Annotated in this window: 17 protein-coding genes and 1 tRNA gene; 11 read left to right on the forward strand and 7 right to left on the reverse strand. The window is 54.0% G+C overall.

The window, feature by feature from the left end:
- Window positions 1-41 precede the first annotated feature (41 nt).
- Window positions 42-1340 carry an asparagine--tRNA ligase gene (gene asnS / locus ASAC_RS02110; protein WP_013266329.1) on the forward strand — a complete coding sequence of 433 codons (1299 nt, stop codon included), beginning with the start codon at window positions 42-44 and terminating at the stop codon, window positions 1338-1340.
- Window positions 1337-2116 carry a diphthine--ammonia ligase gene (locus tag ASAC_RS02115; protein ID WP_013266330.1) on the forward strand — a complete coding sequence of 260 codons (780 nt, stop codon included), beginning with the start codon at window positions 1337-1339 and terminating at the stop codon, window positions 2114-2116. Before asnS ends, ASAC_RS02115 begins: the two co-directional genes overlap by 4 nt.
- On the opposite strand, the gene ASAC_RS02120 is transcribed toward ASAC_RS02115, so the two are convergent.
- Window positions 2056-2787 (reverse strand): TatD family hydrolase, encoded by a 732-nt coding sequence (locus ASAC_RS02120; RefSeq protein ID WP_048812738.1) that lies wholly within the window; start codon window positions 2785-2787, stop codon window positions 2056-2058. The genes ASAC_RS02115 and ASAC_RS02120 overlap by 61 nt on opposite strands.
- 132 nt (window positions 2788-2919) lie before the next feature.
- Here ASAC_RS02120 and ASAC_RS02125 point away from each other — a divergent pair.
- A tRNA-Val gene (locus ASAC_RS02125) sits at window positions 2920-2997 on the forward strand.
- 16 nt (window positions 2998-3013) lie between these two features.
- Here ASAC_RS02125 and ASAC_RS02130 read toward each other — a convergent pair.
- From ASAC_RS02130 to ASAC_RS02145, 4 genes are all read right to left on the reverse strand, one after another.
- Complete coding sequence (locus tag ASAC_RS02130) at window positions 3014-4072, reverse strand: site-2 protease family protein (protein WP_013266332.1); 1059 nt, start codon at window positions 4070-4072, stop codon at window positions 3014-3016.
- Window positions 4073-4138: 66 nt separating this feature from the next.
- On the reverse strand, window positions 4139-4993 hold the full coding sequence (locus ASAC_RS02135; RefSeq protein ID WP_013266333.1) for an SAM-dependent methyltransferase: 855 nt from the start codon (window positions 4991-4993) through the stop codon (window positions 4139-4141).
- Between the two features lie 65 nt (window positions 4994-5058).
- Window positions 5059-5559 carry a PadR family transcriptional regulator gene (locus ASAC_RS02140; RefSeq protein ID WP_013266334.1) on the reverse strand — a complete coding sequence of 167 codons (501 nt, stop codon included), beginning with the start codon at window positions 5557-5559 and terminating at the stop codon, window positions 5059-5061.
- A 162-nt stretch (window positions 5560-5721) separates the two neighbouring features.
- Entirely contained in the window at window positions 5722-7785 is a 2064-nt protein-coding gene (locus ASAC_RS02145; RefSeq protein WP_013266335.1) for a V-type ATP synthase subunit I, read from the reverse strand.
- A gap of 168 nt (window positions 7786-7953) precedes the next feature.
- Between ASAC_RS02145 and ASAC_RS02150 the strand changes: the two genes are divergently transcribed.
- From ASAC_RS02150 to ASAC_RS02165, 4 genes are read left to right on the forward strand one after another with little or no spacing between them, the layout of a single operon-like run.
- Entirely contained in the window at window positions 7954-8262 is a 309-nt protein-coding gene (locus ASAC_RS02150; RefSeq protein ID WP_013266336.1) for a V-type ATP synthase subunit F, read from the forward strand.
- Between the two features lie 11 nt (window positions 8263-8273).
- Window positions 8274-8867, forward strand: a complete 594-nt coding sequence (locus ASAC_RS02155) for a V-type ATP synthase subunit E (RefSeq protein ID WP_238523637.1) — start codon at window positions 8274-8276, stop codon at window positions 8865-8867.
- Window positions 8868-8872: 5 nt separating this feature from the next.
- Window positions 8873-10675 (forward strand): V-type ATP synthase subunit A, encoded by a 1803-nt coding sequence (locus ASAC_RS02160; protein ID WP_148217247.1) that lies wholly within the window; start codon window positions 8873-8875, stop codon window positions 10673-10675.
- Window positions 10672-12075, forward strand: coding sequence for an ATP synthase subunit B (locus ASAC_RS02165; RefSeq protein ID WP_013266339.1), 1404 nt, complete (start codon window positions 10672-10674; stop codon window positions 12073-12075). Before ASAC_RS02160 ends, ASAC_RS02165 begins: the two co-directional genes overlap by 4 nt.
- Before the next feature lie 71 nt (window positions 12076-12146).
- Here ASAC_RS02165 and pyrH read toward each other — a convergent pair whose 3' ends face one another.
- Window positions 12147-12836, reverse strand: a complete 690-nt coding sequence (pyrH, locus tag ASAC_RS02170) for a UMP kinase (RefSeq protein ID WP_013266340.1) — start codon at window positions 12834-12836, stop codon at window positions 12147-12149.
- Window positions 12837-12969: 133 nt separating this feature from the next.
- Here pyrH and ASAC_RS02175 point away from each other — a divergent pair, with 133 nt between their 5' ends.
- Window positions 12970-13365: a hypothetical protein gene (locus ASAC_RS02175; RefSeq protein ID WP_013266341.1), complete on the forward strand. Its 396-nt coding sequence runs from the start codon at window positions 12970-12972 to the stop codon at window positions 13363-13365.
- 53 nt (window positions 13366-13418) lie between these two features.
- On the opposite strand, the gene ASAC_RS02180 is transcribed toward ASAC_RS02175, so the two are convergent.
- Complete coding sequence (locus ASAC_RS02180; protein WP_013266342.1) at window positions 13419-13805, reverse strand: hypothetical protein; 387 nt, start codon at window positions 13803-13805, stop codon at window positions 13419-13421.
- A gap of 92 nt (window positions 13806-13897) precedes the next feature.
- Between ASAC_RS02180 and ASAC_RS02185 the strand changes: the two genes are divergently transcribed.
- From ASAC_RS02185 to ASAC_RS02195, 3 genes are all read left to right on the forward strand, one after another.
- A complete protein-coding gene (locus ASAC_RS02185; RefSeq protein WP_013266343.1) occupies window positions 13898-14185 on the forward strand; it encodes a DNA-directed RNA polymerase subunit K in 288 nt (95 codons plus the stop codon).
- 217 nt (window positions 14186-14402) lie between these two features.
- Complete coding sequence (locus tag ASAC_RS02190) at window positions 14403-14702, forward strand: 50S ribosomal protein L21e (RefSeq protein ID WP_013266345.1); 300 nt, start codon at window positions 14403-14405, stop codon at window positions 14700-14702.
- 18 nt (window positions 14703-14720) lie between these two features.
- Window positions 14721-15077, forward strand: a complete 357-nt coding sequence (locus ASAC_RS02195; protein WP_013266346.1) for a DNA-directed RNA polymerase subunit F — start codon at window positions 14721-14723, stop codon at window positions 15075-15077.
- Window positions 15078-15117: the final 40 nt, after the last annotated feature.

Consider the following 15117-nt stretch of genomic DNA (forward strand, 5'->3'; position numbering starts at 1 on the left):
CCAAATATATAAGACCTACGCGGCATCCTCTGCAGGGGCACATGATGTCTGTGAGCTTTATGAGCAGCAGGGAAGTGGTTGCAAGCAGCGAAGGCAGCAGGGTTAAGTTAAGGGGGTGGGTGTATCGCAAGAGGGACCTTTCCTCGAAGATATTCATTGTGGTCAGGGACTCAGAGGGCATAGTTCAGTGCGTGGTTGACAGGAGCAACGAGGAGCTCTCAAAGGCGGCGGAGAAGGTGACCATAGAGTCCTCCGTGGAGGTGGAGGGAGTTGTTAGGAGCGACCAAAGGGCCCCTGGAGGCAAGGAGGTGAACGTGGAGAGGCTGAACATAGTGGGCCTAGCTGACGACTTCCCCATAAAGGGAGGGGAGAGCGTAGACTACCTCCTTGACATAAGGCACCTGTGGCTCAGGTCAAGGAGGCTAACCCAGATTATGAGGATACGCGCGACGGTCCTTGAAGCCCTGAGGAACTACTTCATTTCAAACGGCTGGTGGGAGGTCAGTCCCCCCATATTGACCCAGAGCGCGGTGGAGGGCGGAGCCACGCTTTTCCCAGTGGACTTCTTCGGCAGGAAGGCCTACTTGAGCCAGAGCGCGCAGTTCTACCTAGAAGTCATGATATTCAGCCTTGAGAGGGTGTGGTCGCTCACGCCAAGCTTTAGGGCCGAGAGGAGCAGGACCAGGAGGCACCTCTACGAGTACTGGCACCTGGAGGGCGAGGCTGCATGGATGGACATGCACGACATGATGAAGTTCGTCGAGGGCCTAGTAAAGAGCGCCGTTAAAGCTGTCCTGGATAAGAGGCAGGAGGAGCTGCAGTTCCTCAGGAGGAACCAGGAGCCGCTCGAGGAGACTCTGAAGTCGTCATTCGAGGAGGTAACCTACGACGAGGCCATAGAGAGGCTGCAGAAGAGGGGCTTCAAAATAAAGTGGGGCGATGACATAGGCGCCGACGAGGAGAAGGCGCTGACGCAGGACCTTAGCGTGCCCTTCTTCCTCACCATGTTTCCAAAGCACCTCAAGAGCTTCTACATGAAGACCTGCGACAGGAGGCCAGAGGTTGTGTTAGGCTTCGACCTCGAGGCCCCTGAAGGCTATGGGGAGGTAGTTGGTGGAAGCCAGAGGGAGGACAGATACGACGTCCTGCTGCAGAGGATAAAGGAGAGTAACCTAAACCCTGACGACTATCAATGGTACCTCGACCTGAGGAGGTACGGTTCGGTGCCACACAGCGGCTTTGGCCTAGGCGTGGACAGGCTGGTGATGTGGATAGCGGGCCTCGATCACATAAGGGACTCCATACCGTTCCCGAGGCTTCGCGAGAGGATATACCCATGAAGGTCTGTGGCCTCCTCTCTGGGGGCAAGGACAGCAACTATGCATTTTACATGGCTTTAAGGGAGGGCGCCGAGGTAAGCTGCATAGTTTCCGCAGCTCCAGCCAGGGAGGACAGCTGGATGTTTCACAGGCCCCTGGTTGAATTTGTAAAGCTTCAGGCTGAGGCGATGGGGTTCGGCGACAGGTATCATACCATAGGCGTGAGCGGCGTTAAGGAGAGCGAGGTCTCAGAGCTCAGGGAGGGGCTCAGGAAACTTAAGGCAATGTATGGCTTTGACACCATAACAGTTGGGGGCATAGCGAGCAGGTACCAGTATGAGAGGTTTAGAGCAATAGCGGAGGACCTAGGAGTGAAGGTTTACGACCCCCAGTGGGGCATGGATCCAGAGGAGTACATGAAGGAGCTCGTGAGAAAGGGCGTGGTCTTTGTTATAAGTCAGATAACCACCGAAGGCCTTGATATGAGAATGCTCGGCGTGCCGGTCCAGGAGCTCTCTCAGGTGGAGGAGATATTAAGGCTCTCAAGGAGGTATGGCTTCCATCCAGCCTTCGAAGGGGGCGAGGCCGAGACGTTTGTAGTTATGGCGCCTCACTTTAAGAAGGGCATATGTCTAAGGGCTTCCAGGGAGAAAATAGCGGAGTACCAGTACGTTCTAAGCGTTTCTTCCGCTCAGCTATGTGATGACGTGGCCATATCTGTGGATTCAGAGGTATATCACGTATTCAGGAGGCGTGACGAGTTAGCCTCAACAGCCTTTAGAAGCTCCTCAAGCTGAACAGACTTTAGGTTGGCCACCTCTTTGGCCAGGTCAGGGATCATAAGCGGCGTGAGCCTAAGTCCATGGTAATTATACGGGCCGTCGCTCTCGAATACCATGAAATCTATGGGGGTGGCCTTAGCCACATCCTTAAGCTTAGGCTGAACCTTCAGGGCAACGTTTATCGAAACGAAGTAGCCTCTGCCGGTTATTTCAGGTATCAGGTTGAGCGGGCCGCTGTACCAGTGGAACATAACCTTAGGTACGCCGACCTCGACAGCTATTGAGAGCGCGTCGCGCCAGGCGTCGGGCGAATGCACGTTGAGCATCGCACCAAGCTCCTTGGCCGCCTCGGCATAAGCTCTGAAGACCTTTACCTGGGACTGCATGGTGTCTATAGGCATAAAGTGCCTGTCAAGGCCTACCTCTCCAAGGCACCTTATTCCGTGCCTGGTAGCAAGTCTTAACAGGTCCCAGGCCTCGGATATGTCGTGGTCCTTAAGTGACCACGGGTGAAAGCCTGCGCAGGGCACCACGTTGGGGAACCTCTCGGAGAGCTCAAGTACCCTGTTGAACGACTTTAGGTCCTCGGACACGGCTACTACCTTTAAGTCTTTAATCGTCTCGAACAGATCCTCTACTTCCTTATCAGTGAACTCACTAAGGTGACAGTGCATGTCATAATACAAGGGCGTCACCCGACCTCTCTGTGGGGCTATACTTAAAGGCCTTTAGTTTACTTTCAACGGCTCCGACAGCTAAAAGGCCTTTAAGGGAGGCCACAGAGGTTTCTACAGGGCCCGGCAAGGAGCCGAGGTCGTGGGCCCGTCGTCTAGACTGGATAGGACGCCGCCCTTACACGGCGGAGGTCGCCGGTTCAAGTCCGGCCGGGCCCACCAATTTAATGGGCCTGCGCTATGCAGGTATCGGAAGAGTTAGCGCCAACAGTATGCCATATATTATTATGGCAACAATGCCAGGCCATGAAAGCCTGGAGGTCTCTATTGCGGGCCCAGGGTGCCTGCCCCTGGTGAGAAGCAGCAGGAATAACGCTATTATCCCAAAGAGGCCCAAGGTGGGCAGGTAGAGGCCAGCGATTAACAGTGTTACTACAAACACAAGCGAGATCAACATGTGGCCTCTCTCGCCCAGCGCCGCCCTCAGCACATGGCCTCCGTCAAGCTGGCCAACAGGGATTAAGTTAAGGAACGTCACAAAGAACACTATATAGGCGGCGAAGGACAGAGGGGACATCTCCACTACATAACCGGATGGCGTGTGTATGAACGCCAGAAGAAGGTCCATGATTACAGGTACCGCAGGCAGGGAAGAGCTTGGAGGTACCGCGGCGGCCGGCACCAGGGCAGACATGTGAAGGCCCAGCAGAGCTACCGGTATCGCCGCAAGGAAACCAGCCAAGGGGCCGGCCACCCCTATGAGGGCCAGCTCATCAGCGGTGGCGGGTATCCACTTCATGTTTATCACGGCTCCTAACGTACCAAGGAAGCCGAGCTGAAGCGGCGGCGCGGGTATTAGGTAGGGCGGACTTCTTGGCACGTCGAACCTTCTCATGAAGGCCCAGTGGCCCGCCTCGTGTATTAGGAGGGGGCCCAGCAGCCCTACCATGTAAAGCAGTGGGGTTAAGCCGCCTCCGCCTGGCAGTCCTGTCAGGGCCATCCCTGACACGTAGACAGTCACTATCGTGAAAGCCGCGAGGCCTATTAGTAATGCCAGGTTAGAGCCCCTGCTGTACTTGGTCACTATCAACGTAAGCGAGCCGTCGCTCTCCTTCCTAAGGGCCGGCGCCAGGCCTATCCTGACAAGCTCCTTGTAGAGTGACTTGAAGGAGTGAGTCAGATCCCCCTTAACTCCTATAACCTTATACTTAACGGCCCCTCCTTCAAGCTCTGCGCGCTCTGTTAAGTCCATGTACTTTATCGCGACCTGGTACGCAGGGTCGTGTTGGTAGTCCATCCTTTCCAAGTTCCCCAGGGTACAGGGAGTCTCCGGATTTAATTAAACCTACTTCATGACACCGCCTCAGGCGCTGCTAGAATACATGACCCTGAGCGCCTCGCTGTACGCACTACACGCGTCAAAGCCCTGTAAAAGTTTATTGTGTGACATCATGATGTCCTCAGGAACCGAGTAGGCATACCGCAGGAACTCCCTCTCGCTCACATGTAGCCTAGACGGCACCACAAGGCTTCCAACATCAACGTCGGGGATGGAGTCCGCGTTGCCAAGAGTGAAGTGTTTTACTATAGTATTTTCGCCTACGGAGACCAAAAGTACCATCATGTTCATCAGCTCATCCAGCTTGGTTCCTATCAGCCTCCTAAGCGATTCCTTCAGCTCCTTAACGGCCCTGGAGGGGCTTAGGCTTAGGCCTTCAGGGGACACGTCAAGGAGTAGCAGGGTGTGAAGGTCATGACATAAGTTACCTAGCAGTCCCAGCGCTGCCTCCTCCGCGCCCACACCCCTCCAGGGACCCGGTACCGTTACAGTTCTGCCGAACTTGTAGAAATGAAGGCCAAGGAGGGACTCAACAGAGCAGGGACCAGAGATGCCGCTTACAACTTTGACCTCGACCCCTCTCTTCAGGCCTTCCACCACTAGCGAGCTATGGGTGGTCGCTATTAGGGGATCCCCAGGAACTACGAGAACGACCTTGAGCTTAAAGGCCAGCTCTACAATATTTGACGATAGTTCCTCTAGCTCAGACCTTGAAGCCTCTCTCACGTTACTGTTAAGTTTTCTGACTGCAGTGGGAAGCCATTTACTTGAAGGCATAGTGTAAGTCTCTACTATAACAATATCGGCGCCTTTGATGGCCTCCTCGGCCTCACGTGTCAGCTGGGACTCCCTTAGACCGCTGCCTACAAGGATTAGCATAGGGACTCCTAATATCTTGAGAATTGCGAATACTACTTAAAAGCTTCTCAAGGGTATGGAAAGCCTCACTGTGCTTTGTTGGGCTGATTGGCGGCTTTAAGATCGCCGCATTCGGACTGAGCGCTCTCAATGAGTTCCTTGGTCCAATTACTGACACGATTACACAGAAGGCTTGCGTCCTCGTTATATCCATGTTCCCTCAAGCGTCTTATCGAGTTCTTGACTATAAAGCTGAGGAAGTTCATGTAGAGGTCGCTCTTCTTTAGCAGCAGCTCTCTGAACTCTTCCCACCCCTTATCAGTCAGGGTATAGGTTATCTTCTTGCCACCTCTGACCTTGTTCTCCTCAATGTTAGCTATGTCAACAAGTCCGAGATCCTTCATGTAGCTCAGGAGCGGGTATATGGAGCCCGCAGCGGGTTTCCACTGATTCATGGTAAGCTCTCTAATTCTCTTTATTATCTCATAGCCATGCATGGGCTTCTCTGAAAGTATGAACAACATGAACCATATTAGCGTGTCCCTATACCTCACTGCGCCTTTAGTTTCCTCTTCGGCTTCAGTCATGCAGGATCCCGTCTTCTTGCAGCTGTCCCATCTAAATCTGTAAGTATAACTAACATATATATCTTTTACTATCTAAAGGTTGCCTTAACTTTCGGGCGCTCAGCCCTGGTGTCACTCCTCATATATTCTCGGTAATACCAGCTCTCCTCACAGCGCCTCGTTTTAGCTGGAGGTGGGAAGGATTACAAAGGTAACTCCAGGCACCCTTATTGGGTTGAACGGCACTCCAAGGCCTCTGTAGAACTTGTTGAACCACTCGTAGAAGTGAAGCCTCAGGTCATGAGCGAAAGCCACTATGCCCTCAAGTCCTGCTGTCAGCAGGTTGCCAATTATGTATATCACCGCTGCGGCGGTTATTGTGTAAGGCGTTGGGTGCGCTGTGAGGACCACGTATGTAAGCACCGTGAAGCCTACCATGAGTCCCGCGTGGGCCAGGCTGAGGCCCATGATCCTCAGGAAGCTTATAGTGTTGCCAAGGGCCATTATCAGTCCCTCAAAGACCCCTAGGAAGCTCTCGTATGGGTCAAGCCTAAAGCCCTCGCCCACAGAAGCTTTATACAGGCCATCCCCCAGCACAAGCCATATTACGGAGGCTATGCCGCCGTAAAAGACAAAGGCCTCCATGGGGCCCCCGCGGCCCAGGTCGAACACGGCAAGCTCTATTACGTAGCCTGCCCTGTAGGCATTGAAGTACGCTAGGAACGGCAGGTCTGCTGCAAGGAAGAGCAGGAGCAGTGGGGCCCTCCTGGCGACCAGGTCCTCATAATCGTGGCTTATCAGGTCGTCAGCAACTCCGAGGGCGTTGCCAAACACTAGCATAAAGCCGCCTATCCAGAATGACAGGTCTAAGATCTCATCAAAGAGCAGCATAGTGTAGTTACTGCTCGGGTGTTCGTAGGCCTCAGCTACGGGCGACTCAAGCGGCGGCACCTTGAATCCCAGCGATCTCCAGAGCGAGTCCAGCCCAACGAAGTGGGCCGGGATGGGGCCGAAGAATTCGCCGGCGAAGAAGCCAGCTACCATGCCGGCGGCCCCTAGCACGACAACCACCTTGCCGAGGTTCCTGTCCCTTGGGAGTATGTAAAGCGCCGCAAAGAGGAGCACCAGGAGGCCGTGACCTATGTCAGGGAACATGAGTCCAAATATTATGGGCATTGTAATCGCAAGGAAGAGGGTCGGCACAATTTCATTATTTGAGGGGGTCCCATACATGTCAACTATGCTCTGGAACCACCTGAAGTAGCCTGGAAGCTCAACCTTTGAGGGAACGTAGCTCTCGCCCCTCTTAAATCCAAGGCTTAGGACCATGTAAGAGCCGTTGCAGCACGCGTCGAGCGACTCCCTGAGCTTTTTAGAATCCTTGGTGTCCACAAAGCCGTGGATAAAGGTAATCGTCTCGGTTTTGGCAGAGTAGCTCAGTATCTTGAAGACTTCGGATAGCGCTGAAACTTCGGCGTAGTACTCCTCAAGCTCTGGCAGCCTCTTTTTTATATCGCTCTTTATGTCCTCCAGTTCAGAGCTCAGCTTGGAGAGCTCGTCGCTCACCTGGGAGGCCGCTTGGGAGGGCGATCCGGGAAGCTCAGGTGGCAGGACTAGCTGCCTCCAGCCAAGGGACCTCGTGAGCTCGGCCGTCGCGTCCCTGACCTGGCCGGGCTCGCCTGCCACGGCAAATATCGCTGTATCCTTGCCTATTAGCTCGATGGCATAAAGCAGCCCTCTCCTGCTAGCTATACTTATGGCGTTGTCCAGCTGCGCGGCGCTTACTATGCCGGCCGAGGCCTTTATGTTGCCCCCTTCCCAGGCAGACCTGACATCGGAGGACAGTCCCTTGAACGGCTCAAGGGCCAAGGCTATGTTCTGGAGCTCAGCTATGCGGGCGGTGAGCTCCGTGGCCCTTGCTGAGAGCTTCTCTAGGTCCTTCTCGAGGTTTACGTGGACCTTAACTACGCTATTGAAGGTCTCCTCCCAGCTGCTGACCTTTATAGTTACGTTTATGTTGCTTGACGGCGCAAGCCCAGCGGTCTTAAAGAACCCCTCAAGCCTTGACTTGAGCTCCGTGGACTCTGTCATCAGGCGCCTGTAGCTGCGGTTGACGTACCTTGAGAGGTCCCCTGAGGGCTCCTCTACGTGAAATATCCCTAAGGAGGCTAAGGCTGCCACTGCGCGGTCGTACTGCTCGTTAGGTATTGCTATGAGCACTTCTTCAAGCCTGTTCGCAATTATCATAGCTTTCTCAGGAGCCCTCTGTGCTGAAGGGCATTTTAAACTTCACAGGGAGAGACTACTACGTACCCTCAAGGGCTGCAAATCGTGAATTAAAATAAAATAAAAAAATGAATACATCAAAAGCTTTAAAACTAGCTCGTCTTGATGAGAACCAAGGGCCCATTGTTGATGTCGGCGGGCGAGGAGTCAAACGTTGTAGTAGTTGGCGATAAGGAGACATTACCTCTTTTCAGGATGATAGGTATGGATGTGGTTGAAGCTAACGACCAGCGAAGCGCCGAGGAGGCGGTCAGGCAGGCAGCCTCAAAGGGCACAAGACTTATCATAGTGCTTAAACACTTGGTATCTGACGAGGATTCTTTAAGGAAAGTGGCGCGGCAGTACGACGCAACTCTACTTGTGCTTCCAACTAAGTGGGCCAAGTCAGAGCCTATTAATATAGAAAAGCTGCTGGCTGAAGCCCTTGGTTTAGGGTGAGCAAAGTGAGCATGAGCGGGAACCCAGACAAGGTGGCGACTGACATCGTCAAAAAGAAGTTAGCTAGCTTCAACTCAATGCTAAGCGAGGCGGAAGGCGCCGCGGAGAAGCTGCTCTTAAGCGCCTATAGCGATGCTGAGAGGAGGCTCAGGAACTCCATAGAGGCTAAGGCCACGGAGCTTAAAGAGAGGCTCAGGAGCGACATGGCTGCCGCAGACCTTCAAGTTAAGCTTAAGGAGGACGAGATAAAGGACAGGGCGATAAGCGAGGTAATAAATGAAGCCATATCAAGGCTGAGGTCAGACAGGGGCGAGTGGTACACCAGGTACATAAAGTCTGTAATAGAGGAGCTTGCCGAGGAGTCCAAGGAATATGGCGGCTTTATCATACAGGTTAACAATGATGACAGGAAGCTGGTCTCTGACATGATAAAGGCTTACCCTACCCTTGAGCTTTCTGAGAAAACAGCGGACATAACGGGCGGCCTTATAGCTATCTCCAAGGATGGCAGTTTAAGGGTGGACTACTCTATTGATCAGTTTATAAAGGAGAACTTCTCGTCTTTGAGGGGGCTGGCCTCAAGGGCATTATTCGGAAGTGAGTGACAATGGTGGTAAGGGGAAGGATATACAGGATATCAGGGCCGCTAGTTATAGCTGAGGGCATGACAGGGGCTCAGATGTTTGAGGTGGTCAGGGTTGGCGAGGAGGGCCTCATAGGTGAGGTCACGAGGATTAGGGGCGACATGGCCTATATACAGGTCTATGAGTCAACTAGCGGCCTCAGGCCCGGCGAGCCCGTGGAGGGAACTGGGGCCCCGCTGAGCGTAGACCTGGGTCCTGGACTTATTGGCAGCATATTCGACGGCGTCCAGAGGCCGCTTCCGAGCATAGTAGCGACAATAGCTAGGACTAACCCCGCGAGGAGCATATTCGTCGAGAGGGGGGTCACCGTACCCCCAATACCAAGGGACAAGAAGTGGCACTTCACACCATCAGATAGAGTTAAGCCTGGCGACAAGGTTGGCCCAGGCGACATAATAGGCGTAGTGGAGGAGACGCAGATAATCCAGCACAAGATACTGGTACCTCCTAACGTTGAGGGGACGGTGAAGTGGATAGCTGGCGAGGGCGACTACACAATAGTAGACCCCATAGCTGAGATTGACGTTGGTGGTGGCGAGATAAAGCAGCTGTACCTATACCAGAGGTGGCCAGTGAGACAGCCAAGGCCCTACGTGCAGAAGCTCGAGCCGACGGAGCCCCTCATAACTGGGATGAGGATCATAGACCTCCTGTTCCCCATGGCTAAGGGAGGCACCGGCATGATACCTGGCGGCTTCGGCACTGGGAAGACAGTGACTCTGCATAACCTAGCGCAGTGGTCATCAGCTAACGTCATAATATATATAGGGTGCGGCGAGAGGGGCAACGAGATGACCGAGGTCCTTGACAAGTTCCCAACATACAAGGACCCATGGACCGGCAGGCCGCTCATGGAGAGGAGCATCCTGGTGGCTAACACGAGCAACATGCCCGTGGCGGCCAGGGAGGCAAGCATTTACGTGGGTATAACAATGGGCGAGTACTACCGTGACATGGGATATGACGTGCTCCTCGTAGCCGACTCCACCAGCAGGTGGGCCGAGGCCCTGAGGGAGATGGCCGGAAGGCTAGAGGAGATGCCGGCAGAGGAGGGCTACCCGAGCTACCTCGCCTCAAGGCTGGCAGAATTCTACGAGAGGGCAGGAAGGGTCAGAACCCTGGGAGAACCCAGCAGGTTTGGCAGCGTCACAGTCATAGGCGCTGTCAGCCCGCCGGGCGGCGACTTCACGGAGCCGGTTACAACGCACACCAGGAGGTTCACCAAGGTGTTCTGGGCCCTTGACACGGCCCTGGCCTACAGCAGGCACTACCCGGCGATCAACTGGATAACGAGCTACAGCGCGTACTCTGACACAGTTGCCGAGTGGTGGCACAAGAACGTGGATCCGCGCTGGAGCGAGTACAGGCAGGAGGTGATGAACATACTGATAAGGGAAAACGAGCTCAGGGAGATAGTTAGGCTCATCGGAACTGAGGGCCTCAGCGAGCAGGACAAGCTAATACTTGAAACCGCCAGGCTCATAAAGGAGGGCCTGCTGAAGCAGAACGCCTTTGACCCCATAGACACGTTCACGACGGTGCAAAAACAGATGGCGCTGATGCGGATGTTCGTTGAGTTCTACAGGGCTGCCAGCGACGCAGTGAGGAGGAACGTGCCCGTGAATAAGATAAAGGACTCGCTTGGCAGGATGTACAGCTACATGATGAGGGCCAGGTTCACGATACCAAATGATAAGATAGATGAAATAGACAAGATGACGCGGGACATAGTTAACATTATAAATAACATTGGAGGTGGCCAGGCATGAGCGTCCTGGGGGCCAGAGAGTATAGTAAGATCTCCGAGATCAGGGGTCCCCTGCTCATAGTGGAGGGCGTCAGCAGGGTAGCCTTTGATGAGATAGTTGAAGTTGAGCTCAGCAGCGGCGAGAGGCGCAGGGGCAGGGTGCTTGAAGTAGCTGGCAACACAGCTGTGGTTCAGGTCTTCGAGGGAACGACCGGCATCTCAACCACGGGGGCCAGGGTCAGGTTCCTGGGCAGAACCCTTGAGATGCCCGTGTCGGCCGACATGCTTGGCAGGACCTTCGACGCGCTTGGGAAGCCCATAGACGGAGGCCCAGACATAATAGCTGAGGAGAAGTATGACATTAATGGTTCGCCTATAAACCCGGCGGTCAGGGCCTACCCCGAGGACTTCATCCAGACGGGCGTAAGCGCCATAGACGGCATGAACACGCTTGTGAGGGGTCAGAAGCTTCCTATATTCAGCGGCACTGGCCTGCCCCACAACGAGCTTGCAGCGCAGATAGCCAGGCAGGCCACGGTAAGGGGCGAGGAAGAGGAGTTCAGCGTGGTCTTCGCCGCCATAGGCATAAAGTACGACGACTACATGTTCTTCAGGAAGTTCTTCGAAGAGACTGGCGCTATGAAGAGGGTGGCAATGTTCGTCAACTTGGCTGACGAGCCAGCGATGCTGAGGCTAGTGACGCCGAGGGCCGCGCTGACGCTCGCTGAGTACTTAGCCTATGAAAACGACATGCACGTCCTGGTGATACTGACTGACATGACTAACTACGCGGAGGCCCTTAGGGAGATCAGCGCGGCAAGGGAGGAGGTGCCGGGCAGGCAGGGCTACCCCGGCTACATGTACAGCGACCTGGCCAGCATCTACGAGAGGGCAGGCAGGGTTCACGGCAGGAAGGGAAGTATAACTCAGATGCCCATACTTACCATGCCTAATGACGACATCACGCACCCCATACCTGACCTAACCGGCTACATAACTGAGGGTCAGATAGTTCTGAGCAGGGACCTCTACAACAGAGGCATATACCCGCCGATCAACGTGCTCATGAGCCTCTCGAGGCTGATGAAGGAGGGCATAGGCGCCGGCAAGACGAGGGAGGACCACGCCCAGGTCAGCGATCAGCTCTACGCCGCCTACAGCAGGGGAGTGGAGCTCAGGAGCCTGGCGGCCGTGATAGGCGAGGAGAGCCTCAGCGAGACGGAGAGGAAGTTCCTGAGGTTCGCCGACCTCTTTGAGAAGAAGTTCCTGTCTCAGGGCCTTAGGGAGAACCGCTCAATAGAGCAGACTTTAGACATAGCGTGGGAGATACTGGCTGAGCTGCCAGAGGATGAGCTGACTAACATTAGGGAAGAGATGATAAAGAAGTACCACCCCAAGTACAGGTCGCAGGGGGCCTCTTAAACAGATAAAAAGTTCTACGTACCCTAGCATATAGCCCATTATTTTACTAGCTTTATTATTTGACACTAACTTCAGCCGACCAGCGTGCCCAGGTCCTCCTGGTTTAGTAGGATCCTTTGTATAACCTCTGGGTCCCTCCCATCCACGAACCTCACCTTTATGTGACTTCTCCTGACAACGCTCACGGCTACAGAGTCAAAGAGCTCATAGGTGCCGGCCAGGCTCCTTTTGTCTCTTACGATGTTCTCAAGCTCATCGTATGTGGCAGCCCTCAGCAACCTTGCCCCAGGCTCCCCTGGGGCGCCGCCGGCGTAGACCCCTGCCACGCCGTTAAGCAGATTTAGCAGCAGGTCCGCGCCTATGGTTTCAGCTAGGACCGCCGCGACCGCGTTAGTGCTGTGGCCTGGCTGAAGGCCCCCGAGGACAGGTATGAGGCCCTCCTCGAACACAGTGAGAGCCTCCCTGACGTTCCTTGGTATCTCTATGGGCGAGTATGGGTAAAGCGCTGAGGCGACGGCCATTGCATTCAGGACGGCAGACTCTATGCCTACCTCGTCAAGTATGGACTCAGGAACGCCAAGTTCCCTAAGCGCTGTTATATAGGATCTGGCCGTGGCCCCTCCGCCCACCACTATGCCTAACCTCCACCCAGAGCTCCTGGCCCGCTCAACAGAATCCCTGAGGCGCCTTAGATATAGGGGCGAGGGAGGGCTTACTAAAGATCCGCTGAGCTTCACTACAGCTACCTTCCGCTCACTCATGTTATCAGCCTCAGCCGCCTAGCCCCGTTCACCTCTCACCGCTTTTAACCTACATCATCGGCAGAATTCTGCGGTTACATCAAGGCTAAAAGCTCACGCGTCCCCCGCTACCTTGGTGCCTAAGTTGGCGTCTGTGACCCTCGAGGTTGACATGGGCAAGTACAAGAGCGTGAAGGTGCCCTTAGACGTCGCTGAGAAGCTCATAGTGGACGTCAGCAAGAGGCTGAACATAGAGTCTAAGGACGTTATGGAGTCTCTCAGGATAGTGAGGAACTTCGACGAGTTTTACGAGTTTCAACAGAAGAAGTTCAAGGACTACGTGGTGCCAGATAAGGACATAAGCGACATGATAAAGGGCGCTGTCGTTGTGGACAGCCTGAAGCTAATAAAGGAGGGGTCCTCTAAAGAAGTAGTCGTTACGTTTGACAGGAGGATCAATGAGAGCGTCATAATTGACTCGCTGAGGTCGCTGGGCTTTGATGTAGAGGTCAAGAGGTTTGACCTAATGCAGTTCCTCAAGGCCAAGTAGTGCCGGTAGATACGAAAGAAAAAGGGGGTCCTTCCGCCCGAACTTTAAAGGCCTCAGGAGCTGGCTCCCGGCTCCTTTTGCGACTCACTCTCTCCCCTGCTCTTTGAACCCTTTCTCCTCTTCCGCGTTGAGGATTTCTTAGCGATCGACTTGGACCTTGAACCCCTCCTCCGCCTCTTCTTTACGCTCTCGCCGACCTTCTTGAGGGCGTCCTCGACCTTCTCAAGGTAAAGGGCCTTAGCTTCGTCTACGGTTATCTTGCCCTCCTCCGCCTCCTCCAGTATGTCAAATGCATCAAGCATTATTTGTAGAAGCTCTGGGCTGCTGACCTTGTACTCTAAGGTCTCTGCCTCCTCACTGGTCTTCTCACTCTCAGCCTCGCTGCTCTCCTCAGTGGTGACCTCTTCGGTTTCCTTAGACTCCTCCTGGTCCTCGCTCACGGGGCCCCTCCTCAGCGATTTGGTTAAGTGCTGAAGCGTGAGTTAAAAATTTAAAACAACATAACAAATGTTAGAAAGAGCAGGTGCCTCTGATGCCTGAGCAAGTCAAGCTGCACCCGACTAGTAAGGAGGAGATAGTCATTGGGCCTCCTTACCTTACAAAGTACGAGAGGGCTAAGATCATAGGGCTAAGGGCCCTTCAACTTGACAGCGGCGCTCTACCCCTGGTGGATGTTGATAAGATTAACGTAAGGAGGGACTCAGTGGAAATAGCGGCCTACGAGCTGGACCATGGACTTCTTCCGATATCTATCGTGAGATACACGCCCTCGGGAGCTGTTCAGATAATACCTGTTAAGCTCCTACTGCAGGATCAATAGTCTCAGACCTAAAGCGAGCGGAAAGCTCCTTAAGCGCAGGCAGGTACATGGAACAGCTGCCTTCATTTATGCTGCGCCCTGAGGCCGTCAACTACAGGGTTTCCGCTAAGTCATAGAGTCAAGCTATCGAACTTGTCGACATAGAGCAAATACAGTAAACGGGCAGCAACGCTTTTAAATAGTTAAAGGCAGGTAAAAGAAGGTTTGGTGGCACAGCATGGTCAAGGCGCCTAAGGGCTACAGGCACAGGACAAGGAAGCTCTTAACCAAGGACGTGCGTGAGAAGGGCGCAATACCAAGGGCCAGCGTTATGTTTTATCCATATAAAGTAGGCGACAAGGTAGCCATAAAGATAGATCCGTCGTTCCACAAAGGCATGCCCCATAGGCGCTACCACGGGCTTACAGGTACTATAGTCGGCGTCAGAGGTAGGGCCTACGTGGTCTCTGTTCCTGTGGGCGACAGCGTGAAGACTATAATAACATACGCTGCTCACCTCAGGCCCCTTAAGGCCTGAGGGAGGTGCCCCTTAACCATGTTAAGGAGGATAGAGAGCAGGAGGTACCTGACTTACGCTGAAGCGCGCAAGATCCTTGAAGATAGGATCGCCGAAAGCGGCGGTGCTCTAAACCCGACACAGGATAGGACGTGGCAGTACCTCAAGCTGTTTGGAACTACAGACCCAGCAGCGGCCAGGGAGGCGGTAGACTCATTGGTCAAGGAGGGCCTAGATGAGTACCTCGCTGTGCAGCTTGTCAATATGTGCCCCAACGAGGACGGCTATATAAATGCAATACTTAGCTCTAAGGAAGGTCTTGAAATAAAAGAGGAGCTCTTAGCTAAGGTTAAGGAAACGCTCTCCAAGGTGTGCACTCAGTCGCCCTCAAAGTAAGTGTTGGCCTATAGATAAGTCATAGGTCTACCCAGCTATG

This window comes from Acidilobus saccharovorans 345-15, from assembly GCF_000144915.1.
Classification (GTDB): domain Archaea; phylum Thermoproteota; class Thermoprotei_A; order Sulfolobales; family Acidilobaceae; genus Acidilobus; species Acidilobus saccharovorans.

Bases quoted from the DNA above. Each gene is read 5' to 3' on its own strand.
- asnS (WP_013266329.1), top strand. From the start codon at position 42: ATGATGTCTGTGAGCTTTATGAGCAGCAGGGAAGTGGTTGCAAGCAGC.
- ASAC_RS02115 (WP_013266330.1), top strand. From the start codon at position 1,337: ATGAAGGTCTGTGGCCTCCTCTCTGGGGGCAAGGACAGCAACTATGCA.
- ASAC_RS02130 (WP_013266332.1), bottom strand. From the start codon at position 4,072: ATGGACTACCAACACGACCCTGCGTACCAGGTCGCGATAAAGTACATG.
- ASAC_RS02135 (WP_013266333.1), bottom strand. From the start codon at position 4,993: ATGCTAATCCTTGTAGGCAGCGGTCTAAGGGAGTCCCAGCTGACACGT.
- ASAC_RS02140 (WP_013266334.1), bottom strand. From the start codon at position 5,559: ATGACTGAAGCCGAAGAGGAAACTAAAGGCGCAGTGAGGTATAGGGAC.
- ASAC_RS02145 (WP_013266335.1), bottom strand. From the start codon at position 7,785: ATGATAATTGCGAACAGGCTTGAAGAAGTGCTCATAGCAATACCTAAC.
- ASAC_RS02150 (WP_013266336.1), top strand. From the start codon at position 7,954: ATGTCGGCGGGCGAGGAGTCAAACGTTGTAGTAGTTGGCGATAAGGAG.
- ASAC_RS02155 (WP_238523637.1), top strand. From the start codon at position 8,274: ATGAGCGGGAACCCAGACAAGGTGGCGACTGACATCGTCAAAAAGAAG.
- ASAC_RS02165 (WP_013266339.1), top strand. From the start codon at position 10,672: ATGAGCGTCCTGGGGGCCAGAGAGTATAGTAAGATCTCCGAGATCAGG.
- pyrH (WP_013266340.1), bottom strand. From the start codon at position 12,836: ATGAGTGAGCGGAAGGTAGCTGTAGTGAAGCTCAGCGGATCTTTAGTA.
- ASAC_RS02185 (WP_013266343.1), top strand. From the start codon at position 13,898: ATGCCTGAGCAAGTCAAGCTGCACCCGACTAGTAAGGAGGAGATAGTC.
- ASAC_RS02190 (WP_013266345.1), top strand. From the start codon at position 14,403: ATGGTCAAGGCGCCTAAGGGCTACAGGCACAGGACAAGGAAGCTCTTA.
- ASAC_RS02195 (WP_013266346.1), top strand. From the start codon at position 14,721: ATGTTAAGGAGGATAGAGAGCAGGAGGTACCTGACTTACGCTGAAGCG.